Genomic DNA, 22,454 nt, shown 5'->3' on the forward strand with positions numbered 1-22,454 from the left:
AGTGAACTGTGAGAGGGACACACTTCCTACCGGGTTCTGCGCCCTCTCGTTGCACCACAGCGGGTCCGGGCGTATCCACACCCGACAGGCGCCGGTCAACTCATAGCACGCGGGCCGTTACTCGGAAAGCCTCAATGGGGATAGGCACGCGGAATGCGGGTCGTGATCTCGTTGCGGAAGGTCTCGATGCGGGTGATGACCTGGCGGCGGCCGACCGTTTGTTCGATGCGGTCGAGGTAGAGGCAGCGGGCCGCGAGCTTGTCGAGGTCGACCGTGAAATACATGGCCATGAGCGGGTTCACGAAGAGGGTGCTCCCGCTGGTGCGGCGGGTGAACTGCACGTTGCCGAATTCGCCGGCGACGGCCGCGGCGATCTGGCCGTTGACGCTGCTCGGGCGGTCGGGGGTGGCGGCCTGAGCATCGGCGACCGCGTCGCGATAAAGGAGCGCTTCACGGCTCGTACCGGGAATGGAAAGAGCGCCGAGATAGCCACCCTCGCGGTCGAGCGCGGCGAGGTTCTCCAGCACCTGCACGTGGTTGACGCCGTCGTTCGCGTCGATGCCGAAACCGAGGCAGGTCACCAGTTTCACCGGCACATCAAGACCGGCCACCGCGCCGACGCTGGTGAGGTCTTCCACGGGCGTGCCGATGCCGTTCTCGTCGCCGCGCAGCAGAATGTCGGTGCCGCCGTCGACGAGCACGATCGCGTCGAGATCCAAGCGGTCGATCAGGCATCGGTACGCCTCCCGCAACGTCTGCACGCCCAGCGGCGGAAAGGCGTACACGGTCGAAGGCAGGTCGTGGGCGGCCAGCCAGCGGGCGAGGGTGCGCTCGGGGAAATACCAGTCGGGGCTGGTCGAGTCGGGCGTCACCGCGACGACGTTGTCGGCGATCCACGATTCCTGGCCGACGAGTTCGAGCTCGGAGAACGACAGGTTGGCCAGGTGCACGTCGAAACCGTTGTCCCAGAGGGAAAGCGCGAGCGGCAGACCGGCGTACACGTCGAAGCCGCCACCCGCCCCGGCGACCAGCACCCGGCGGGAATCGGCGAGGGCGGCGAACAGGGGCGGGATGTTCAGCGAGAACGGCACCGCGCCAATGTAGGGTGCCTCATCAACGCGCGGGGGGCTGGACGACGCCGGGGCCGCCCGTGTGGGGCGTCGGCACGTAGTTGGCGTGCGGCTCCGGCAGCGCGGCGACGCAGGCCGCGGAACAGGCGTTGACGAGCATCGGCAGCACGTCGACCGCGCGGGACAGCGAGCTCCGGCCCCTGAGCGTCGAGGCGAGCGAGATCCAGACCTGGTGCAGTTCGTTCTCGACCGGGCCGTCGCAGACACTGCACGATCGGACCGCCTCCGCGCCCCAGAGGCCGGGGTCGAGCCGGGCCAGGTCGACCTCGGCCACCGGCGTGACCGGCCGCAACCGAGGGAACGGGGGCCGGTGCTTGAAGTTGCCGAACATGACCCGGGTGCTCACCGTGCTGTCGCGCAGACTGGTGCACCGGCTCAGCTCGTACGGGTACCAATGCAGCCGGTGTGAGGTGTAGGGCTCGAACGTCTCGAGCCGGGTCATCCGCCCGATCTCGGGTGGGAGCCGCACCAGATTGGTGCCGTAGAGCACGAGGTGCCGCACCTCGGTCAGCTCGGCCACGGTCGGGGGCAGTGTCACGACCTGCCGGCGTTCGGCCGCGCTGAGCTCGACGAAGGGCTTGAAGACCGGACGCCCGTCGGCCGCCGCCTCGTCGATCAGCTCCAGCAGGTGCAGCCAGCCCGGGGCCTCGACGTCCTGCCGTTCGGCGTGAAAGTCCACCTCGGAGGGGCGAGTCGCGGACGAGTAGCCGACACATTGGCAGCTATCCCTCGACGGCTCCGGGCCGGACGGGCCGGACGCTCCCGCGAAGCGGTTGGGGAAGACTCGGGGCTCCATGTCGGTGAGTGTAGGGCGGCACGATCAACAAATATCGACCTCGGTCGAATTCTTGTAGAGTCGGGACCGAGCGATCACGGGGAGGTACCGAGATGTCACTGCCCGCTCTGCCGCTGCCCAGCGAGGACGTGCAGCCGTTCGACCCGCCACCCGAGTACGCGGACCTGCGCTCCAGCGGCGAAGTGATCCGGGTGGCCTGCCCGACCGGGCTCGACGCCTGGCTGGTCTCCGACTACGCCGGGGTGCGCGAGGTGCTCGGCGACGGCCGGCGGTTCTCGGCCCGCCCGGGGCAGGCGTCCCACATGCTCGCCTCGTACGGTCCGGACGCGCCGGTCGACAACTTCACCCGCTGGGACGGTCCGGAACACATCCGGATCCGGCGCAACTTCGCCCCGCAGGTCACGCACGCGCGCCGGCTCGCCGAGCTGTGGCCCCTGGTCGAGCGGATCACCGACGAGGCGATCACGGCCATGCTCGCGTCGCCGCAGCCCTATCCGTTGCACAGCCGCTTCTCGACCTCGATCACGACGTCGGTGATCGCCGAGCTGATCGGGGTGCCACCCGCCGAACGTCACCTGCTGGGCCAGGCCGCCGGCGCGTTGTTCACGACCTCGACCACGCCGCAGGAGCTTCGCGAGGCGTTGACCCCCCTCTACACGTACCTCTATCAGGCCGTGGCGACCCGCCGCGTCCAACCGGGCGACGACGTGCTCAGCCGCATGATCGAGCACAGCGCCGACAGCGACCGCCCGCTGACCGACGGCGAGTTGACCGAGATGAACGCGGCCCTGCTCGTCGCCGGCTTCGACACGACCGCATCGATGATCACCCACGGGCTGGTGACCCTGCTGAACAAGCCGGGCGAGTGGGAGAAGCTGGTCGCCGATCCCGACGTCGCCACCTCGGCCGCCGACGAGCTGGTGCGCTACCTCGGCGTCGGCACGGGCCTGCTGCGCCAGGCCACCGAGGACACCGAGATCAACGGCCAGAAGATCAAGACCGGCGAGTACGTGGTGGTGGCCGTGCAGTCGGGCAACCGGGACCCCGCCCTGCACGCCGACGCCGACGCGCTCGACGTCGCCCGCAAACCGGGGCCGCACCTGGGCTTCGGGCACGGCGCGCACGCCTGCGTGGGTCAGCAGATCGCCCGCATGGAGCTGACCACGGTGCTGCGAGCCTTGGCCACCCGGGTGCCGACGCTGCGGGTCGCGGTGCCGCTCGACTCGCTCCGATGGAAGACCGACTCGGTCGTACGAGGCCCGGTCGAACTGCCGGTGGCCTGGTCATGAAGGTCACCGTCGATCGCGACCTGTGCATCGGGGCCGGGAACTGCGCCCTCACCGCTCCCGCCGTCTTCGACCAGGACGTCGAGGAGGCGGTCGTGATCCTGCTCGACGAATCGCCACCCGAGTCAGAGCTTGTCGCCGTACGCCAAGCGGTCGACCGCTGCCCCGCCGCCGTGATCCAACTACATCCCTGAGTTCTGCCGTCTCATGAGGTAGGCCGCGACGCAAATTGTCAGACGAAGCGCGGAACACATCCCACCCAACACGAACAGGAGCACCCCTTCACCGAGCCCGCCGCGTCGGGCGATACCGAGGCCTGCGCTGAAGGGCAAATCCGCAGTGTCGCGTTCGGCAAGTGATAGACCTCAATCAGAGGCCGAAGCGGAACGTTCATCACAGTGCGCGGTCAGCACACAGTCGCTGCGCCTCCGTGTCTTGTTCGGTCGCCGGAGGGGACACTTGGATCATAACGACGGAGGCGTTGTTTCCGAGGAGGCCCGGGGAGCGATCCGGTTCGACCTGTTCGAGCCGACCCGGTCGTACTCCGGCCCAGCATGGGCCGACGACGTGCTTCTGTCCTGGGCTGCGGCCAACCCGGCCACGTTCGTGGCGCTGCAACGGATCGGCCGGTCCTCGACGGCCGACGTCACCCTCGCCGTCGACGACGCGATCGGCGGCCGCATTCCACCCGTCGACCTCGTGCGCCATCGCTGCCGCACCCTGATCGACGACGTCGAGGAACAGTGGCCTTCGAAAGCCACCACACCCAGCCACCACCCCGGTCGGCGGGCTGACCTCGGTCATCTACCGTTTCCGGGTGCCATTGCTGAATCACCTGCGCCCGTCTCGGGCTGTTCCGCTGGTCGTCGCGCTGACGGCCGCCCTGCTCGCCGGTTGCAGCGAGCCGGGGGCGACTGCCGCCGCGCCGGCCTCGTCGGCCCCGGTAGCCGCGCCCTCGCCCACAGAACTGCCGCCCATGGACGCCGTGAAGGCCGGCCTGCAGCGCCTCGCCGGCTCGACGTACAGCTACACCGTGACCGGCGATTACTGGCGCGGTCAGAAGTACAGCGCCTCGGGCAGCCACGATGCGAAGGCCCGTAAGGACAGCCGGTCGTACAAGATCTCGGGCGGACCGGAAGCGACGTCGCGCAAGGTGATCGTGATCGGGGACGACAGTTACGCAAGCGCTGACGGCGCGAGCCGCTGGACGCACGCGGATCTGACCCGGCTGAAGCCGACCAGCGCCGTCCGTTTCGCCGATCCGAAGGATCCGGGCGGACTCAACCGTCTGCTCGCGGCCCTCCACTCGGCACGGGCCGGCGCTCCCCGCTCCTATGAGGGTTCGGCTCGCCTCGAGGTCACCCGCGACGCGCTCACCTATCTGCCGCCGGGTGCGCCGATCTTCCGCTTCGCGCAAGGCGGGCAGTGGGCGAGTTACACGGTGACCATGGACGCCAAGGGCGACATCACCTCGATCAAGTCTGGCTTCGAGACCGCGGACGGCGGTGTCCTGAGCACCACGACCACGTTCAGCCGCATCGGTCAGCCGGTGCGGATCGTCAAGCCCACCCGCGTGACGGAACTGCCGTCCTCGCAGTACAGGAAGTAGGCCGTTCCGCCGACCCTGTTCAGGATCCGTCAGGGCGACAGTTTTGTCGGGCATTTACGTTGATAGTCAGAGAAGGGCGTTTATTCCTACGGTGGGGTGGTCGACAGCACCTACCGAAGGAGAGCGCGAATGCTCAGGAGAATCGGCGCGACCCTCGTAGCCGTGATCGCGATGACGTTGGCCGTCGCGGCGCCGGCGCAGGCCGCCACCGCGCGCTACTACAGCGGCGGCGAGGTCGATCAGATCGTCGAGAACTTCACCGCGGCGGCCGGGGCCGCGAAGCTGCACTGTTTCGTGGCCGACACGGTGAAGAAGATGAAGAAGGCCAAGTCGAAGGGCGGCCTGCCCGCGGTGGCGGCCCTGTCCGCCGAGATCAGCGCCAAGATCGCCGACACCAAGGGGGCGTGCAAGGGGGTCTGGCAGTTCCTGGGCGCGGCGACGTGGACGGCCCTCCACGGCCGGGACGGCGCTCCGGTCTGGATCGAGGACCTCTCCTACACGGACAAGTGCGGCATCATCAGCAAGAAGATCAACTACATCTACCGGATCGGCCCGTCCCCGTCGGAGACGACCGAGTTCACCGGCAGCGTGAAGGTGATCTGCTCCTTCTCGCTGTGAGACGAGCTCATTGTGAGACGAGCCTGGTGAGGGGCGTTTCGGCGCCCCTCACGGGCCGCAGGATCCGTCGGCGCCGAGCGGGCCCAGCATGAACTCCGGTTCGCCGGCCGGGAACGTACCGAAGACGCACGCCTCGCCGGTGGACGCGCTGAAGACCGGCCCGGTGTCCACGACGATCTTCGTCAGGCCGGCCTGCCGGAGGGCCCCGTCGATCTCCGACGCCTCGGGAGTGCGGCCGGTGCCCGCGGCCACCAGCGAGAAGGTGACCGCCAGAAGCTGGACGCAGGCCTCAGCACCGGGGACGGCCGCCTCGGGGACCGGAGCGCGCTGGGGCGTCGGACGATATTGCTGGGCCAGCGCGTGCAAAGCCCGCTGGCGTGGATCGTTCAGGTCGACCGAGGCCGACGGGTCGGGCATCAGCGGCGCCGGGCCCCGGGCACACGAGACCGCACCGAGGCGTGTCGAGCCGGGGGCCAGCAGGGAAGGGTCGACGGCCCGCGGAACGGGGGCGGCCGGGGCAGCGACAACGCTGGGGGCCGAGACAACGGGCGAGGACGGCGAGGCACACCCGGCCAGCAGGATCGCTGAGGCCACCAGGCACCATCGTCCACTCCCCACGCTCAGAACATAGCAAGGGCGACCGAGCTGCCCGAAAGAATGCGTACGACCATGCACCCCAGCCTGGTTCAACAGATCCAGCAGTAGAGGGCGCCGCCGGCCCGTACGGCTTTGCGGGCCTGGGCGGCGACCTCGCCCAGGATCTCGCCGGCGTCCTCGATGGCCTGCTCGCCCTCCGCGGTCTGCAGGTCGTTCCACTGCTCGGCGGCCCGGTTCACCGTGGCCGCGTCGGCCTGGGCCAGCGCGGCCGTCAGCGCGGCCGGCACCCGCAGCACGAGCGGCTCGTCGTCGGGGCTGACCACGTCGGGGCCGCCGCTGGTGAACAGCTCGTCGAGGTCGTGCCCGGTCAGGATGCTCTCCCATTCGGCGAGGGCCGACCAGACGTCGAAGTTGCCCAGCTCGAGCGGTTCGAGCTCCGCCCGGGGACCGCCCCGCGCCACGGCTGCGGCGGCGGCATCATCGGCCACGACGAAGAATTCGATGATGGTGCTCATAGGACAATCATGGTCCACGCCGCAACGGTCACATCAATTGCCATCGTACGATCGGATGCTCGGGGTCGGGGCCCAGGGCGAGCAGTCCCGGCTGCGACACGGCGAAGACGACCGTACGCTCCTCGGCTCCTTCGGTGAATCCGGCGGAGCACGATTCGACGGGGTACGCCACCGAGCCGTCGAGCTGCACCAACGCGAACTCAGCCAGCGGCAGGGCGGCCGAACCGCGCTGCACGCTCACGTTCACGGGAACCGTCAGCAGCGGACCGGGCGCGCACGCGGCGGTTCCGGCGGAGATCCGGCCGGGCGTCACTCGTACCTCGGTGTTTTTGTTCTCGAGGGTGGCGGTTCGGCCCGCCGTCATGGTGAGGGCGTCCGGGTCGGCGGCTCGCAGCGGGCCGGGGCCGAAAAGCATCTCGACGGCCGCCGCCGTCCGGGCCGAGGCTTCGGGATCCGCCGGTGCCGCGTACGGGTTCTGCGGATGGTTCCGGTGCAGCGACCAGCCGATCACGACAGCGTGGACGGCGAGGAGCAGGAAGACCAGCAGAACCAGGATGGGTCGTACTCGTGGGGCGGTCGCCGCCCGGCGTCGCTGGTCGGCGTCCCAGTCCTCCACGCCCTACCTCCAAAGCTCGCGAAGACCACCGTCGATACGAGGCGGCGGCGCAAGATCATCTCACCTGGCCGGGCGGGAGGACAGGGTGGGTCGGTTGAATATGCGGTGGCGTCCAGGAAAAAACGGCGTCTGGGGCCCCTCTGGTCAACACAAAATCCCGGTGGCTGGCCCCTCGAACGCGTTCGAGGCCCCGACATCAAGGATCAGCCGAACGATCAGACAAGGGGAAGGCCCAATTTGCGCGCCCTGGCCCAGCCGGCCGCCGAGCCGGGCGTGGGCACCGGGGAGCTGGTGCGCACCAGCCGGGCATCCTGCGCCGCCCGCTGGTCCTGGTTACCGGCGCGGCAGCGGGCCGATCAAATCGGCCGACCGGCATTTGATAGTTCGAGGAACCACAGGCATTGATTAAGCATCCACATCAGACGGTTTCGAAGAGAAGAAGCACCGGCGCGTACGGTGCCGGTAGTGACGGGGAGATGGGCGGTGCTGTTCGACGTCGCTCGGCCGAAGCCCCACCCGCAACCGTATCGGCGGGCGGCCGAACTGCTCGGCCTGGCGCCTGGCGCGTGCATCGCCGTCGAGGACTCCGCGGCTGGAATGGCGAGCGCCTGGGCGGCGGGTGCGGCCGTGATCGCCGCGTCGAGCGGGCAGGACCTGCCCGATCTCGAAGGCGCGCACCGTCGGCGGAGTCTGGTGGGCGTCGGTGTTTCCGATCTGCGAGGCTGCGTACGTGATTCTGCGCGTCGGACCGGATGAGCGGGAAGCGTTCGCGGCGGCGGCTCGGCGGTTCGGCGACGGGGATGCGGGGGTGGCGGGGTTCGCTCGGTCGCCGGGGGCGCTCGGTTTCGTCGCCGTGGAAGCGTCGGAGGTCGAGGGGTGGTGCTACGGCTATCTGATGGCCCGCCCCGACGGGACGAGCATGGCCTACCTGCACAACCTCGAAGTGGCCTCGGAGCACCGCGGACGGGGTCTCGGACGCGAGCTGCTGCGTTCGTTCATGACGGCCGCCCGCGAAGCCGGCGCCGACAAGCTGTTCCTGACCACCGGCGCGGCGAACATCGTGGCGCGCGGGCTGTACGAGTCGATGGGCGGCGGCCTGGCGACGCAGGGGCCGACGGTGAGCTACTGGTTCTCGATGTAGTCGCGGTTGTGGTAGATGAGGTGTCCGCCGGGCACGCCGAGCAGGACGGCGTGGATCTCGGCGATGACAACGGTCGACGTGCCGACCGGGACCGTACTCAACGGGGTGCCGCGCAACGAGGCCGACGCTGTGGTCAGCACGGGTTCGCCGGTGGGGAGCTGGTCCCAGCCCTGGTCGGCGGTGAAGCGGGGGCCGCCGGGGCCGGCGAACGCCCGCGCCAGAGCTATCGAGCCGGGGCCGAGCAGGTTCACGACGAAGCTGGGCGCGTCGAGCAGCGCGCGGGCCGACGCGGAGCCCATCACCGAGAACGACAGGGCGGGCGGGTCGGCCGAGACCGAGGCGACGCTGGACGCCGTGAGGCCGACCGGGCCGGGTGCGGTGATGATCGCCAGGCCGGTCGGGTGGCGGCGGAAGGCGGCCTTGAACTGCTCGGCCACCGCGGTCTCGAGACTGCTGAACACGCGGCGAACCGTAGAACATGAAGCTTACTTCAAGTCAAGGTGTGCAGGACCGTGATCGTCAGCAGGGCGGGCACGCAGGCGAGCGTCGACAGGAAAATGGCGTCGCGGGCGAGGATGAGCCCGGTGCCGAAGCTCTGGGCATAGAGGAAGATGTTCTGCGCGGTCGGCAGGGCCGCGAGCACGGTCACGGCGTACGTCTGGGCCGGTGTCAGCCGCAGGGCCAGGGCCAGCAGGAACGCGAGCACCGGCATGATCACGGTCTTGAGGACGGCGGCGGTGACGGCCGGGCGGCGGTCGGGGCCCGGCTCGAGGACGCGACGGCCCGACAGCGACAGGCCGAAGACCAACAGCACCACGGGTACGGCGGCCTGGCCGATCGCGGCGACGGGCTGGGTGATCACCGTGGGCAGCGATACACCGGTCACGGCGAGGACCACGCCGAGGGCGACGGCTACGGTCAGTGGGCTTCGCAGAGGTGCGGTCAGTGACGTACGCCAGGAAGTGTGACCGGTCGTGACGAGCTGGAGAAGCGTCAGGGCGACGGGCGTGATGATCAGCAACTGGAGCAGGACGATCGGCACGACCAGAGCCGTGTCGCCGAGCACGTAGGTGGCGACGGGGATGCCGACGAAGGTCGCGTTGGTGTAGCCGGAGGCGAGGGCGCCGACGATGCGCGTGCCGGGGTCACGGCGGCGGGTGGTCAGCGCGTGCAGGCCGAAACAGAGAAGCGCGGCGGCGGCCGAGACGATCAGCGGCTGGGTGAGAAGTGCTCGCGGATCAGAGTCGGCGGCGTCGCTGAACAGCAGGCAGGGCGTCAAGACCGTGTACGCGAGCCGGCCGGCGACGGTCTGGGTCTCGGCGGGCAGCCGGGCCCAGCGCCCGGCCACCCAGCCGACCAGCACGATCACGCCGATGACCGCGAATCCGGAGAGTGCCGAGATCATCGGGGGTGACGCTACGGCAAGGACGGAATGTCCGCAGGGAACGGGCCGGGACGCGGCGGCTCGCTCAGCACCGGCCGCCCACTCAACGGCCCGCCGCTCAGCGGCCCGGGCTCAGCGGACCGGGCTCAGCGGACCGGGCTCAGCGGACCGCGGCGATCTCCCGCTCGATCGCCGACGTGAGCTCCTCGGCGTCGGGGGTGACGGTCGGCGCGAACCGGCCCACCATCTCGCCGTCGCGGGAGATCAGGAACTTCTCGAAGTTCCACCGCACGTCCTCGTCGCCGGCCAACTCGGCGTAGAGCGGGTGACGGTCGTCGCCGAGCACGCTGATCTTGGAGAACAGCGGGAACTGCACGTCGAAGGAGCTGCGGCAGAACTCGGCGATCTCCTCATCGGTGCCCGGCTCCTGGCCGGCGAAGTCGTTGGCCGGGAAGCCAAGAACGGAGAAGCCCTGGTCGCGGAGCTGCTCGTGCAGCTTCTCGAGACCGTCGTACTGCGGGGTCAGGCCGCACTTCGACGCGACGTTGACCACGAGCAGCACCTGGCCGGCGTACGCGTTGAGCGTGGTGCTCTCGCCGGTGATGGTCCGCAGCGGAATCTCCTGGATCGCCGTCATGGCTGTCTTCGCTCCCTCAGTCTTCGGAAACTGAACGGTACATCCGCGCCCGCGCGGGTATCGGACCGGGCGCGTCGACCTGGCCGAGGGATGCCCAGCTCATTGCCAATACTGCTATCTGGCCGGTTCGCTGTCGGGCCCGCCGGTGACGCGAGTCAATGCCGACCTCGACGAGATCCCGGCGAACCTGGCGGCGTACGCCGGAATGGGAACTGTGACGAGCCGCCGGGTCACTCGGCGCGACGAGGGGACGACCTTCGAGGCGTCCTGTTACACCGATCCGCTCGCGCTGGAGCACCTGACGGGAAGCTGGCGCCGGGCGGTGGAGCACTTCGGCGAGTGGGAAGCGCCGGTGCAGTTGCGGTGGACGACCAAGTTCGGTGACGTGGACGGATTCGTGGGGTTGAGGCACAACGGGCGTACACGGGTGCGGTTGAGCGTCAACTGCCTGCCGGTGACGACACGGATGGAGGGTGGCACGAGCCCGCTCGCCGACCGGCTCGCGGCGCTGCGACGGCTAGCCCTGGACGGCTATCCGGTGGGGTTGACGATCGCGCCGATCATCCCGGTCGACGACTGGCAGCGCCACTACGGCGAGTTGCTCGACGCGGTGGCGGCCACCGTCTCGGACGTCCCCGGGCTCGATCTCACCGCCGAGCTGATCACGCACAGGTTCACGCCGGGCAGCAAGGAGGTGCTGCTCGGCTGGTATCCGCGCACCCGGCTCGAAATGGACGAGCAGGCCCGCAGCCGCAAGCACGGCAAGTTCGGCGCGGTGAAGTACGTCTATCCGCCCGAGATCATGGCCGAGCTGCGCGGCTGGTTCGAGTCGTCGATCGCCGCACGCCTGCCGGCCTGCCGCATCCTCTATTGGACCTGAGCTTCTTGATCCTGAGCCGGGCCGGGCGCGCGGTGGCGAGCAGAACGTCAGGACCTGAGCGGCGCCGGGTGCAGCCGTCGGCAACACGCCGGTGGGCGGCTCAGGCCCGGAACGTCATTCGCGGCGCGGGGTGTCGGGGCCGCTCGGGCCGGGGACGTCGCCCGGCATGCCGGAGTCGTCCGGGTGGTGCTCGGGGATCCGGGCGGGCGCCGGCCGTTCGGCGCGGTCGGGCAGGTCGGTCAGGTCGAGCGGGCGTTCGAACTCGGGCTGGGCGTTCGGTTCACGAACAGACATGTCAGCCTCCTTCGGCTCAACCCATGACGTACCCGGTCGTCACGCACCCATGCGCGGGCTGACAAATGCAAACACTGCAAACGCTTGCTTTGGACATAGACAGATTTCTATCGTCACTGTGGTAAGCGCTTTCCTGCATACGGATCGCCCGCGTGGGTGGCAGGCCCGCGGCTCGGACAGCCGCGGACTCGAGGCAACCGTTCGTGGTGGCAGCGCCCATTCTGCGAACAGGAGCGACGATGAGACGAACAGGCAGACGCGCCCTCATGGCCCTCACCACGGGGGCCGTGGGCGCCGCGATCGTGGTGGCCCTCCCCCTGCCCCAGGCCTCGGCGGCGGCGGTCGGCACCGCCACCGGCTACGCCTCCAGCAACGGCGGCACGACCGGCGGCAACGGCGGGGCCACCGTACGAGCCACCACCGGCACCCAGATCCACCAGGCACTCTGCAGCCGCGCGAGCAGCAGCACGCCGATCACGATCGAGGTCTCGGGCACGATCAACCACGGCAACACGACGAAGGTCTCGGGCGACAGCTGCAACACGGCCGCCGACAGGATCGAACTCAAGGAGATCAGCAACGTCACGATCATCGGGGTCGGCAGCGGCGCGGTCTTCGATCAGCTCGGCATCCACATCCGGGACTCGCGCAACATCATCATCCAGAACGTGACCGTACGGAACGTCAAGAAGTCGGGCTCGCCCACCTCCAACGGCGGTGACGCCATCGGCATGGAGAGCACCGTCCGCAACGTGTGGGTCGACCACGTCACGCTGGAGGCCTCGGGCGGCGAGTCAGAGGGCTACGACGGACTGTTCGACATGAAGGACGACACGCAGTACGTCACGTTGTCGTACAGCACCTTGCGCAACTCGGGCCGGGGCGGGCTCATCGGGTCGAGCGAGAGCGACACCGGCAACGGCTTCATCACGTTCCACCACAACAGATACGAGAACATTGATTCCCGTACGCCGTTGTTGCGCGGCGGCATCGCCCACATCTTCAACAACTACTACTATGACTTGCACGAGTCGGGCATCAACTCGCGAGCCGGAGCCCGCGCGAAGGTCGAGAACAACTACTTCGAGGACTCGAAGGACGTGCTGGGCACGTTCTACACCGACCAGCCCGGATATTGGCAGGTCGCCGGCAACGTCTTCGACAACGTGACCTGGTCGAGCCCCGGCGACGACAACCAGCCGGCGGGCCCGAACCCCACCTCCAACACGAGCGTGAGTGTCCCGTACTCGTACCGTCTCGACGGCGCCTCCTGCGTACCCGCGTTGGTGCGGCAGACGGCCGGGGCCAACACCGGCATCCGTACGTCGGACGGAAGTTGCACGCCGACCAACCCGACCACGCCGCCGCCGTCCACTCCGCCGCCGACCACGCCTCCTCCGACCACTCCCCCGCCGACCACTCCCCCGCCGAGCGGAACGAACCTGAGCCTCAACGCGGGCGCGGACGGTTCGAGCAAGGCGAGCGGCACCAGCTACGGCAACGTGAAGGACGGCAACCAGAGCACGTACTGGTCCCCCAGCGGCTCGACCGGCTCGATCTCGATCAAGTGGGGTTCGGCCACCACGATCGCCCGCATCAACATTCGCGAAACCACGGGCGCGATCAGCGCTTATCGAGTCCTGAACGCCGACACCGGTGCGGTCCTCAAGTCCGGCAGCGGCGCGGGCGTCATAATCTTCACGGCCACCTCGCTGAAGAAGGTCACCTTCGAGATCACCGCCGCCTCCACCGCACCCCGGGTCACCGAGTTCGAGACCTACACAAGCTGACCGGTACGCCGCAGGCGCACCCGGCGCAGGCGGACCTCCTCTGTCGGGGAGGTCCGCCTGTCACCGTTCTGAACAGCGGGGACGCGGGCACGTTCGGACACCCGTGGCGAAAGTCGCCGCCGACCGATCGGCGCGAGAGAACGTGCAGCCGGCCCGGTCGCACGTCGCCGCCGGTCGATCAGCGCGAGAGAACGCTCAGCCGGCCCGGTCGCACGTCCCCGCCGGTCGATCAGCGCAGGAGAACGTTCAGCCAGCCCGGTCGCACGTCGCGACCGACCGATCAACGCGGGCGCGGGAACGTGTTGATGTCCCAGCCGGCCGGGCGGGTCAGCACCTTTTCGAGCGCGGTGGCGACGATGCGGGCATCGTCATCGGTCATCTGGGCTGTGAAGTGGCGGCGGATCGCGTCGAGATAGATCGGCGCGGCCGACCGCAAACGTTTGCGGCCCTCTTCGGTGATGACCGCCCAGGCCGAACGTTTGTCCTCGGGGTTGAGCTCGCGCGCGACCAGGCCGGCCTCGACGAGCTGGTCGACGACCCGGCTGGCGCGCGTGCGGCTGACCACCGCGACCTCTCCGAGCTCGCCCATGCTCAGCCGTCGAGCGGGGGCCGAGTTCAGCTCGAGCAGCACGTCATACCACGTCAGGGGCAGGCCGCAGGCGCTCTGAAGCTCCTTGTCGATCCGCGGGACCAGCGCCGCGTGGACCCTCAACAGCCCCGCCCAGGCGGCAGTGCCGATATCGCTGCCGGTGTCGCTCACCACCCCACCCTACCAACTCTTGTGCGTGCGCACGCATCAGAGTAGAAATGTGTGTGCGCACGCATTAGCCATCAGAAAGGAACCTGTCATGACCAAGCTGCTGCACATCTCCGCCTCCCCTCGCGGCGAGCGCTCCGAGTCGCTGGCCCTCGCCGGAACCTTCCTCGAGGCGGTGCGCGAGGTTTCCCCCACGACCGAGATCGAGGAATACGACCTGTGGGACGGCACCCTCCCCTCGTTCGGCTCCGACGCCGCGGCCGCCAAGATGGCCGTCTTCGCAGGCGAGCAGCCCCGGGGTGCCGCCGCCGAGGCCTGGTCCGCCGCGATCGCCACGTTCCGCCGCTTCGACGCCGCCGACCGCTACCTGTTCACAGTCCCCATGTGGAACGCCGGAGTTCCGTACATCCTCAAGCAGTTCATCGACGTGATCAGCCAACCCGGCCTGGTCTTCGGCTTCGACCCCGACGCCGGCTACACAGGCCTGCTCCACGGCAAACGAGTCGCCGTCGTCTACACAAGCGCCGTCTATGGCCCCGGTCGCGCCCCCGCCTTCGGCGCCGACTTCCAAACCCCATACTTCGAAGACTGGCTCCGCTGGACCGGCATAGACGACATCCGCACCGTCCACTTCCGCCCCAACCTGGCCACCGCCGACGCCCCCACCGCCCGCCGCCTGGCCCACTCCCAGGCCCGAGACCAGGCCAAACTCTTCCTATAACCCCGCCGAGACGGCAGCACCTCACGCCGCGCCGGTAGCTGCCCCGCCGGAACGCTTGCCGCGACCGCCGACCAGTGCCCGACGACGACGCGGCAGGCTGCTCCCCGCGGCTTCCCAGGGCGGGCCTCCGTCGCGATCCACCCAGACAGACCGGCGTCGCGGTTCACCCAGACAGACCAGGATCGCCATCCGCCCAAACAGGCCGGCGTCGTGGTTCGCCCAGTGCCGCTGGCTGCGCTGACAAGTGCTCACGCCGAGCCGAAGGACAGGTCCCGGCTTCGGGACTACGAATCCAGGAGTACCTGCCCCTCGAAACCCCATGATCAATCCGAGTTCCAGGTTGTAGACCCCTCGATCGCGTTCGAGACACCTGCTTAAGAAAAGCAAGAACGATCAAGCAGCCAGGGGCCAAGTTCCTGGTTCCTGGTGCTGGTTCCGGTTCCGGTTCCGGTTCCGGTGGTGGTTCCGGTTCTCGTGGTGGTTCTGGTTCTCGTGGTGGTTCTGGTTTCTGACGAGACGGGCTGGTTTCTGACAGAGACGGGCAGGCTGAGGGTCGCCCTGCCGCCGATGGTCGGCGGCGGGTCATGCGACCGCGGTGACCAGCATCCCTGCCCGGGCCTGAGCGTGCTTGGGGGCTGCGAGCTGGGACTTGCCCGTCGCGCGAATCGGGGTAATTCTGCCTATGATCCGGCCATGACCTCGGGTTATGCGGTGGAGGACTGGGAGAGCTTCGCCGTTGCCCAGGTTGGTGCGGCGGCCGCGCTGGCGGGGCTGATCGTGGTGGCAGCCTCGATCAACATCGAGCGGATCATCAGGCTGCCGGTCATTCTGAAACGGCTCGGGGCGACGCTGGCCCAGTTCACCGGGATCCTCGCGGTGAGCAGCCTGCTGCTGGTGCCAGGGCAGGATCACCGGCTGCTGGGCATCGAGATCGCGATCGTGGGCACCGGCATCGCCGCGCTGATGTACTTCCAGCACAGCTTGCGCGCCGCCGAGCGGCCCTACCGGGGAGCGGCGATCATCGCCGTCACGTCCGGCATCCTGGCCGCGCTGATGATCGCGGTCGGGGGCGTGGGTTATGCGACCACCTCGATCGGAGGTTTGTACTGGATGGTGCCGGGCGTTCTGATCGGCTTCGGCATCGGCCTGGTCAACGCCTGGGTCGCCCTGGTCGAAATCCTGCGCTGAAGCCTCATCCAGGGCTGCCCGACCGGTCCCGCGCCGCCAAATCGGTCGCGGAGACCGCGACAGCACGGATCAGGACATACCAGCTCGGAACAAACACAGACCCCAACGGAAGAAACCGGGACTACACAGGCCGGGCAGCACAGGCCGGGCAGCACAGGCTAGAACAGCGCGAGCAGAACAGCGCGAATCAACAGCGGCCGGGGCGCCGCAGACCACGGAATCCGCGCCGGGCCACCCGACGAGGGCCTACGCACCGTTACCGGGTGACGGGGTCTGGCTGAGGCATCAGGTTGTCGGTGCAGACAGGAGATCGCTTTCGGTTCTAGGCTCAGGGCGGTCACGTGCTCGCGGCAACGCCCGCCCCCGGTGTTCCCCTGGCGCTTGCGATCGTGGCCGGCGGGTGAGGGGTGGCGTAATGAGGGAGCATCGGTGAGCGGCAGTGGGCTGCTGGGGCGGCAACGGGAGAACGAGGCGCTGACCCGGCTGGTGCACACCGTTCGGGACGGCAGCAGCCAAGTTCTGGTCGTGCGGGGTGAGGCCGGCATCGGGAAGACGGCCCTGCTCGAGGCGATGGTCGCGGAGGCGTCCGGTTGCCGGGTCGACCGGGCGGCGGGTGTCGAGTCTGAGATGGAGCTGCCCTACGCCGGGTTGCATCAGCTCTGCGGTCCGCATCTCGATCGGCTGGCCCAGCTTCCGGGCAAACAGCGCGAAGCCCTCGGTACGGCGTTCCGGCTGCGCTCGGGAGCCACGCCTGATCCGATTGTCGTCGGGCTGGCCGCGTTGACGCTGCTCAGCCTGGTTGCCGAGAGCGAGCCGCTGATCTGTCTGGTCGACGACGCGCAGTGGCTCGATCAGGCGTCAGCCGACGCGCTGGAGTTCGTCGCCCGCCGCCTCGCCGCCGAGCCGGTCGGGATCGTTCTGGCCCTGCGGGACGGCCCGGAGCCGCGCTTCGACGGGTTGCCGACCAGCCAGATCACCGGACTCGACCATGATGACGCGGCCGCCTTGCTCGACTCGGCGGCGCCCGGTGGGCTCGATCCCCGGGTGCGGGAGCGGATCCTCGCCGAGTGCCACGGCAACCCGCTCGCCCTGCTCGAACTGCCGCGTGGGCTGACCCACGCCGAGTTGGCCTTCGGCGGTGCCGCCGAGTCGGAGACGACTCCCTTGGTGCAGCGGCTGGAGCGAGAGTTCCTGCGCCAGTTCGCCCCGCTCCCGCCCCGGATCCGCCGCCTGTTGCTGGTGGCCGCCGCCGAACCGGTCGGTGACCCGGCCCTGCTGCTGCGAGCCGCCGCCCGGCTGGGCATCCGCGCCGACCCGGCGACGGCACCGAACGGGGACGGAAGCGCCGACGAAACTGCGGGGCTGGTCTCGATCGGCGACAGGGTCCGGTTCCGGCATCCGCTCGTCCGTTCCGCGATCTACCGCGCCGCCGGACTGGCCGAACGCCGCGAAGCCCACCGCGCCCTGGCCGACAGCACCGACCCCGAAACCGACCGTGAACGCCGCGCCTGGCACCTGGCCCGAGCCGCCGTGGGCCCCGACGAAGCCGTAGCCGCCGAGCTGGAACGCTGTGCCGACAGCGCAGCCGTCCACGGCGGTATCGCCGCGGCCGCCGCTTTCCTCGACCAGGCCGCCGCCCTGACTCCCGACCCGACCACCCGTGTACGTCGTTCCCTGGCCGGCGCCCAGGCCAAGGCTCACGCCGGCGCCTTCCGCGACGCCCTGGCCCTGCTCGCCACCGCCGAGTCGGGCTCCCTCGGTCAGGCCGAACGAGCTCACGTGGAGGTGCTGCGGGCCCAGATCTCGTTCGCCGCCGAACGCGGCAACGAAGCCCTCCCCCTGCTGATCAGCGCCGCCCGCCGACTCGAACCTCTCGACCCCCAGCTGGCCCGTGACACCTACCTCGACGCCATGTCGGCCGCCCTGTTCGCCGGCCGTCTGGCCGTCGACGCCGGCGCCCCAGAGGTTGCCGAGGCCGTCCGGGCCACTCCCCCGCCGGTCAAGCCCCGCAAGAACGACGTGCTGCTCGACGGCCTGGCCACCCTGTTCTCGGACGGTTACCCGGCCGCTGCCCCGACCCTGCACAAGGCGGTTCAAGCCTTCGCCACCGAGGACCTCACCATGGAGGAGGCTCTGCGCTCGGCGTGGCTGTCGATCGCCACCGCGTCCGCTCTGTGGGACGACACCGACTGGGACGACATCACCCGCCGTCATCTCGGCACCGCCCGCTCGTCGGGCGCGCTCAGCGCTCTCCCCCTGGCTCTCGACACCCGTACGGTCGTCGAGATCTTCCGCGGTGACCTCGCCGCGGCCGCGGCCCTCGTCGAGGAGCGGCACGCGGTCGCGGAGGCAACCCGCAGCGGCCTGGCCCCGTACGGGGAGATCGCCCTTCTCGCGGCACGCGGCCAGGCCGAGAGGGTCGAGCCGATGATCAGGGACTGCCTCGGCGACGTGACCGCGCGGGGCGAGGGCGTCGGCATCAACCTCGCGCAATGGTCGCGGGCCGTGCTGTGCAACGGTCTCGGCCGCTATCCGGAGGCGGTGGGCGCCGCCCGGGAGGCCGCCGCCGACCCGCGCGAGCTCGGCCTGCCGCAGTGGGCCCTGGCCGAATTGATCGAGGCCGCGGTGCACAACAGCGACACCCGGGCGGCGACGATGGCTCTGGAGGAGCTCTCGCCGATGGCCCACGCGAGCGGCACCGACTGGGCCCTCGGGGTTGAGGCGAGCCGGCGGGCCCTGGTCGAGGGCAACGGCGACCTGCACGACGAGGCCGTCGAACGGCTGGCCCGCACCCGCATGGGCTTCGAGCTCGCCCGGGCCCGTCTGCTTTACGGCGAGTGGCTGCGACGCGAGGGCCGCCGGGTGGACGCCCGCGTCGAGCTGCGCGCGGCGCACCAGGCGTTCAGCACGATGGGGGCCGACGCGTTCGCCGGCCGCACGGCCCGCGAGCTGCAGGCCACCGGCGAAACCATCCGGCGGCGTACGGTCGAGTCGCCTGGGAAGCTGACCGCCCAGGAGGCGCACATCGCCCGGCTCGCCGCCGAGGGCCTGACCAACCCGGAGATCGGGGCCGCCCTCTACATCAGCCCGCGCACGGTCGAGTGGCATCTGCGCCGCATCTATTCGAAGCTGGGCGTCGGCAACCGCCGCCGCCTGCGCCAGACGCTGGCCGGTTAGCAGCGAGCGTGGCCAAGTGCCGTGCCTAATTCGGCCTCGGAACTGTCGATCGCCTTTCCGGGGGCGCTGTCACGAACCCAAGATTCTGCGGCCCTCGGAAGGGGAACTCGACTCTCTCGTAGCGGACGTGGTTCTGTTTGAACCAATCCGCGATCGACACGGCCAAGGCATCCCGGCCCAGTCGTTGGTCGTCGCGCCAGAAGTTGCAGCAAGGGACAATTACCGTTGCACTGCCCAGTGCCGAGTGAACGACCTCGCGCAACGCCTGGTCGGGATGAAGCCCGACGACGAGATCGTAGTAAGAGGCGTCTTCCGCCCGGTACGGAACGGGGCGTGATTCGACACCTTTCAGCGTCCACCCGCGCGGATCGACGACCTCGACCCGGTAGTTGAAGCGCTTCCGCAGCTCCCGCGCCAGCATTCCCTGGCCGCCGGCCACGTCGGCGACGTACTCGACCGAGTTGCCGAAGCGCTCGCCGATGAACTCGGCGAGCAAATGGAAACGATCCGGGTCTCCGTGGAACCTGTTCCCGTTCACCTTCGGCGGGTGGTGTCTGCTCTTGACGCGATCACCCATCGCCGAACCGTACCGCACCGTACCGGCGCGGCGGCCTCCTGTGAGATCGCCGGCTTCTGCCGCGCTGCAGAGCCCTGACCGGGCTACGTGAACTTAGCGGCAGCGGCTATCCAGGGAGCGAGCGGAGCTGGCGGCGTGAGCTGATGCCGAGCTTGGTGAAGACCTTGCGCATGTGCCATTCGACCGTGCGGGCGCTGAGGAACAGCTTCGCGCCGATCTCCGGGTTCGACAGACCCTCCCGGGCCATCTGCGCGATCTGGGCCTCCTGCTCGGTGAGGTCTTCCCGAAGCCGGGTCTGCGGCGCCGAGGACCCGGCCGCGAGCAGCTCACGACGGGCCCGGTCGGCGAACCCGGTCATGCCCAAGGCGGTGAACATCTCGTACGCCAGGGCGAGCGAGGTGCCGGCGTCGGCGCGCTTCCCCGACCGGCCGAGCCACTCGCCGTGCAGCAGGTGCGCTCGGGCCAGCGCGGGCCGCACCCGGGTGCGGCCGAGGCATTCGAGAGCCGGCGCGAAGTTCCCGTCGAGCTGAGCGCCGGCCAGTGCCGCCATGCCCAGGGCCCAGTCGGTTCCGGCCGCGCGTGCCCGCTGCGCCAGCTCGGCCACGGCCGGCGCGGCCAGTGAGGCCTGGTCGCTGCGCACAGCCGCCTCGACCAGCTCGCTCAGCGCGTGGCCGCGGACGACCGGGTCGTCGGCCGCGCGCCGGGCCGCTTCGAGGGCATCGCCATGTCGTCCGGTCCCGTTGCCCAGCAGCGCGCGGGCGTAGTCGGCCGGGGCGCCGACTTGGTCGTCACCCTTCTGCCCGTTCCAGGCCGCCAGCAGCAGCGCCACGTCTGGAGCGGCCACCTCCTCGACCAGGGCAGCGGCCGCCACCGGTTCTCCGCTGAGAAGGAGGACGGCGGCGCGGATCCCGACCGCCGGCGGGAGTTCGCTGAGCGCCCCCGTGCTGCGCGCCGCGCGCAGATAACGGTCCGAGAGCCCGTACGCCTCCTGGTCGTCCCACCACGCGAGCGCGAGCATCGCCCCCTGCCCCAGCTCGCGCGCGGCCGGTGGCACCGAGCGCAGGGCGGCGAACGCCTCGCGGGCCAGCGGCGCCGCCGTGTCCGACGAGTCGGCCAGAGCACCGAAAGCGTCGAGGATCAGCTCGGTCGAGCCGCCGCTGGAACGGAAAGCAGCCGAGCGTGCCGCCCGGGCCACCGAAGCCAGCCCCGGCCCGTGCCGCCGCCCGGCCGGGGACTGCGCGGCCACGACAGCGTCCAGATAGGCCTCCCGGGCGAGCCGCGCGTCGAGCGGTTCGAGCCGCCGGGCCACCGCGAGCAGGCGAGGCACCGGGTCTTCGGCCAGGTGAGCCCGCAGCAGGTCGGCGCGGGCCTGCTGCGTCGGGTCGAGCGGGCCGGCGAGCACCAGCACGAGCAGCCGCCGCGCGAGGTCGAAGGCGCCCGCGCGCTGACCGGCGAAGGCAGCGTCCAGACCGCGGCGGGCCCGCGCGGCCGGGTCGGGAGTCAGCTCGGCCGAACGGCTCAGGAATGCGGCCGCGGCGGCGAGTCCGGCCCGTGACTGCGCCCGTCCGACCGAACTCTCCAGCTCGGCGGCCACCCCCTCATCGGGTTCGGCGGCGGCCCGGGCCCGGTGCCACGCCCGCCGGTCGGGCGCGGTGACCGGATCGGTGGCCTCGGCGAGCGCGCGATGCACCCGGTAGCGGTCGTCGAGGTCCGTGTAGCGATAGGCGGCCGCCCGCACCAGCGGATGCGCGAACACCACCCGCCGGTGCACCTCGACCAGCCCCTCGTCGACCGCCGGGGCCAGCTCGGCCGGATCGGCGCCCAGCGTACGGGCGGCCCGGTCGAGCAGCACCGGGTCGCCGAGCGGGTCGGCCGCCGCGGTCAGCATCAGCAGACGGGTTCCCGGCGGGAGGCGGCCGATGCGGCGACCGTAGCTCTCCTCGATGCGGCCCGCGACCGACCGGGTGCCGGGCAGCCCGAATCCGCCCGCGAGGTCGGCCAGGGTGCGGGGCAGTTCGAGCAGGGCGAGGGGGTTGCCGTGGCTCTCGGCGACGATCTGGTCGAGCACGGCCGCGTCGAGGGAGCCGTGGACGGTGCGCAGCAGCAGCGCACGCGCGTCGGCGTCGCTCAGCCCGCGCACGAACAGGGTGGGCAGTCCCGACAGGACGTCCTCGCCGTTCTCGCGGGTCGCGCAGAGCAGCCCCACGGCGTCGGCGCTCAGCCTGCGGGCGACGAACGACAGGACGTACGCCGTGGTGCTGTCGAGCCATTGGACGTTGTCGACGAGGCAGATCAGCGGGCGGTCGGTGGACGCCTCGGCGAGCAGGGTGAGGGTGGCCAGCCCGACCATGAGCCGGTCGGGCATCGGGCCGGTGTTGAGCCCGAAGACGGTGGAGAGGGCTTCGCACTGCGGGGCCGGCAGCCGCTCGAGGTGCCCGAGCAGCGGGGCCAGCAACTGGTGCAGACCGCCGTACGGCATCTCCTGTTCGGACTCGACGCCCGCGACGGGCAGAACCTGGAGCTTCTGGGCGCGCGCGGATACGTACGAAATAAGGGCTGTCTTGCCGGAGCCGGCCTCGCCGCGCATGACGAGGACGCGGCCGCTGCCGCCGCTGACGTCCTTCAGCAGACGGTCGAGAGCCGCGCGTTCCTGGCGCCGGCCGAAGAGGCCGGAGGGGTTCGCAGCCATGCGCGAAAATCGTAACCCTGACTCCGTTTAGCGCCTGTGCCCCAGCTCACAG

General features: G+C 70.0%; 23 protein-coding genes. 11 read left to right on the top strand and 12 right to left on the bottom strand.

The features are described from left to right. Window positions 1–131: 131 nt before the first annotated feature. Entirely contained in the window at window positions 132–1,091 is a 960-nt protein-coding gene (locus EER30_RS23220; RefSeq protein WP_127502617.1) for a DUF1152 domain-containing protein, read from the bottom strand. A gap of 22 nt (window positions 1,092–1,113) precedes the next feature. Then, on the bottom strand, window positions 1,114–1,926 hold the full coding sequence (locus tag EER30_RS23225; protein ID WP_205650375.1) for a leucine-rich repeat domain-containing protein: 813 nt from the start codon (window positions 1,924–1,926) through the stop codon (window positions 1,114–1,116). Between the two features lie 92 nt (window positions 1,927–2,018). On the opposite strand from EER30_RS23225, the gene EER30_RS23230 reads away from it, so the two are divergent. The 4 genes from EER30_RS23230 (at window position 2,019) to EER30_RS23250 (ending at window position 5,439) form a co-directional block, all read left to right on the top strand. Then, complete coding sequence (locus EER30_RS23230; RefSeq protein WP_127502618.1) at window positions 2,019–3,215, top strand: cytochrome P450; 1,197 nt, start codon at window positions 2,019–2,021, stop codon at window positions 3,213–3,215. Continuing rightward, entirely contained in the window at window positions 3,212–3,406 is a 195-nt protein-coding gene (locus tag EER30_RS23235) for a ferredoxin (protein WP_127502619.1), read from the top strand. The genes EER30_RS23230 and EER30_RS23235 overlap by 4 nt, the downstream gene beginning before the upstream one ends. A gap of 623 nt (window positions 3,407–4,029) precedes the next feature. Then, the gene (locus EER30_RS23245; RefSeq protein WP_127502621.1) at window positions 4,030–4,821 is read left to right on the top strand and encodes a hypothetical protein; all 792 of its coding nucleotides are present in this window, start codon (window positions 4,030–4,032) and stop codon (window positions 4,819–4,821) included. A gap of 129 nt (window positions 4,822–4,950) precedes the next feature. Further along, window positions 4,951–5,439 carry a hypothetical protein gene (locus EER30_RS23250; protein ID WP_127502622.1) on the top strand — a complete coding sequence of 163 codons (489 nt, stop codon included), beginning with the start codon at window positions 4,951–4,953 and terminating at the stop codon, window positions 5,437–5,439. 48 nt (window positions 5,440–5,487) lie between these two features. Here EER30_RS23250 and EER30_RS23255 read toward each other — a convergent pair whose 3' ends face one another. The 3 genes from EER30_RS23255 to EER30_RS23265 all read right to left on the bottom strand — a co-directional run bounded on the left by EER30_RS23255 (window position 5,488) and on the right by EER30_RS23265 (window position 7,167). Next, window positions 5,488–6,057: a hypothetical protein gene (locus EER30_RS23255; protein ID WP_127502623.1), complete on the bottom strand. Its 570-nt coding sequence runs from the start codon at window positions 6,055–6,057 to the stop codon at window positions 5,488–5,490. Between the two features lie 68 nt (window positions 6,058–6,125). Continuing rightward, complete coding sequence (locus tag EER30_RS23260; RefSeq protein ID WP_127502624.1) at window positions 6,126–6,551, bottom strand: hypothetical protein; 426 nt, start codon at window positions 6,549–6,551, stop codon at window positions 6,126–6,128. Between the two features lie 28 nt (window positions 6,552–6,579). Continuing rightward, entirely contained in the window at window positions 6,580–7,167 is a 588-nt protein-coding gene (locus tag EER30_RS23265) for a hypothetical protein (RefSeq protein ID WP_127502625.1), read from the bottom strand. A 483-nt stretch (window positions 7,168–7,650) separates the two neighbouring features. On the opposite strand from EER30_RS23265, the gene EER30_RS23270 reads away from it, so the two are divergent. After that, window positions 7,651–7,923, top strand: a complete 273-nt coding sequence (locus tag EER30_RS23270; RefSeq protein WP_240670254.1) for an HAD-IA family hydrolase — start codon at window positions 7,651–7,653, stop codon at window positions 7,921–7,923. Further along, window positions 7,898–8,308 (top strand): GNAT family N-acetyltransferase, encoded by a 411-nt coding sequence (locus tag EER30_RS23275; protein ID WP_164842458.1) that lies wholly within the window; start codon window positions 7,898–7,900, stop codon window positions 8,306–8,308. The genes EER30_RS23270 and EER30_RS23275 overlap by 26 nt, the downstream gene beginning before the upstream one ends. Here EER30_RS23275 and EER30_RS23280 read toward each other — a convergent pair. The 3 genes from EER30_RS23280 to EER30_RS23290 form a co-directional block, all read right to left on the bottom strand. Beyond that, window positions 8,290–8,769, bottom strand: a complete 480-nt coding sequence (locus EER30_RS23280; protein WP_127502628.1) for a flavin reductase family protein — start codon at window positions 8,767–8,769, stop codon at window positions 8,290–8,292. The genes EER30_RS23275 and EER30_RS23280 overlap by 19 nt on opposite strands. A 29-nt stretch (window positions 8,770–8,798) precedes the next feature. Then, entirely contained in the window at window positions 8,799–9,713 is a 915-nt protein-coding gene (locus EER30_RS23285; RefSeq protein ID WP_127502629.1) for an AEC family transporter, read from the bottom strand. Between the two features lie 139 nt (window positions 9,714–9,852). Next, a complete protein-coding gene (locus EER30_RS23290; protein WP_127502630.1) occupies window positions 9,853–10,329 on the bottom strand; it encodes a glutathione peroxidase in 477 nt (158 codons plus the stop codon). A 79-nt stretch (window positions 10,330–10,408) separates the two neighbouring features. Here EER30_RS23290 and EER30_RS23295 point away from each other — a divergent pair, with 79 nt between their 5' ends. Beyond that, window positions 10,409–11,209 (top strand): spore photoproduct lyase family protein, encoded by an 801-nt coding sequence (locus tag EER30_RS23295; RefSeq protein ID WP_349290888.1) that lies wholly within the window; start codon window positions 10,409–10,411, stop codon window positions 11,207–11,209. Window positions 11,210–11,323: 114 nt separating this feature from the next. Here the strand turns inward: EER30_RS23295 and EER30_RS23300 are convergent, their stop codons facing one another. Continuing rightward, on the bottom strand, window positions 11,324–11,503 hold the full coding sequence (locus EER30_RS23300) for a hypothetical protein (protein WP_127502631.1): 180 nt from the start codon (window positions 11,501–11,503) through the stop codon (window positions 11,324–11,326). A gap of 239 nt (window positions 11,504–11,742) precedes the next feature. Here EER30_RS23300 and EER30_RS23305 point away from each other — a divergent pair, with 239 nt between their 5' ends. Continuing rightward, entirely contained in the window at window positions 11,743–13,293 is a 1,551-nt protein-coding gene (locus EER30_RS23305) for a pectate lyase family protein (protein ID WP_127502632.1), read from the top strand. A gap of 280 nt (window positions 13,294–13,573) precedes the next feature. Here the strand turns inward: EER30_RS23305 and EER30_RS23310 are convergent, their stop codons facing one another. After that, entirely contained in the window at window positions 13,574–14,053 is a 480-nt protein-coding gene (locus tag EER30_RS23310; RefSeq protein ID WP_127502633.1) for a MarR family winged helix-turn-helix transcriptional regulator, read from the bottom strand. Window positions 14,054–14,141: 88 nt separating this feature from the next. Here EER30_RS23310 and EER30_RS23315 point away from each other — a divergent pair, with 88 nt between their 5' ends. The 3 genes from EER30_RS23315 (at window position 14,142) to EER30_RS23325 (ending at window position 19,136) form a co-directional block, all read left to right on the top strand. Continuing rightward, window positions 14,142–14,771, top strand: a complete 630-nt coding sequence (locus tag EER30_RS23315; protein ID WP_127502634.1) for an FMN-dependent NADH-azoreductase — start codon at window positions 14,142–14,144, stop codon at window positions 14,769–14,771. A 426-nt stretch (window positions 14,772–15,197) separates the two neighbouring features. Further along, window positions 15,198–15,959 carry a hypothetical protein gene (locus EER30_RS47260; protein WP_164842459.1) on the top strand — a complete coding sequence of 254 codons (762 nt, stop codon included), beginning with the start codon at window positions 15,198–15,200 and terminating at the stop codon, window positions 15,957–15,959. Between the two features lie 429 nt (window positions 15,960–16,388). Next, window positions 16,389–19,136, top strand: a complete 2,748-nt coding sequence (locus EER30_RS23325; protein ID WP_205650377.1) for an AAA family ATPase — start codon at window positions 16,389–16,391, stop codon at window positions 19,134–19,136. Between the two features lie 25 nt (window positions 19,137–19,161). Here EER30_RS23325 and EER30_RS23330 read toward each other — a convergent pair whose 3' ends face one another. Together EER30_RS23330 and EER30_RS23335 are read right to left on the bottom strand one after the other, a co-directional pair. Further along, window positions 19,162–19,713 (bottom strand): hypothetical protein, encoded by a 552-nt coding sequence (locus tag EER30_RS23330; protein WP_205650378.1) that lies wholly within the window; start codon window positions 19,711–19,713, stop codon window positions 19,162–19,164. Window positions 19,714–19,819: 106 nt separating this feature from the next. After that, the gene (locus EER30_RS23335) at window positions 19,820–22,402 is read right to left on the bottom strand and encodes a BREX system ATP-binding domain-containing protein (RefSeq protein WP_127502635.1); all 2,583 of its coding nucleotides are present in this window, start codon (window positions 22,400–22,402) and stop codon (window positions 19,820–19,822) included. Window positions 22,403–22,454: the final 52 nt, after the last annotated feature.

Source organism: Actinoplanes solisilvae (assembly GCF_003999975.1).
Taxonomy (GTDB): domain Bacteria; phylum Actinomycetota; class Actinomycetes; order Mycobacteriales; family Micromonosporaceae; genus Actinoplanes; species Actinoplanes solisilvae.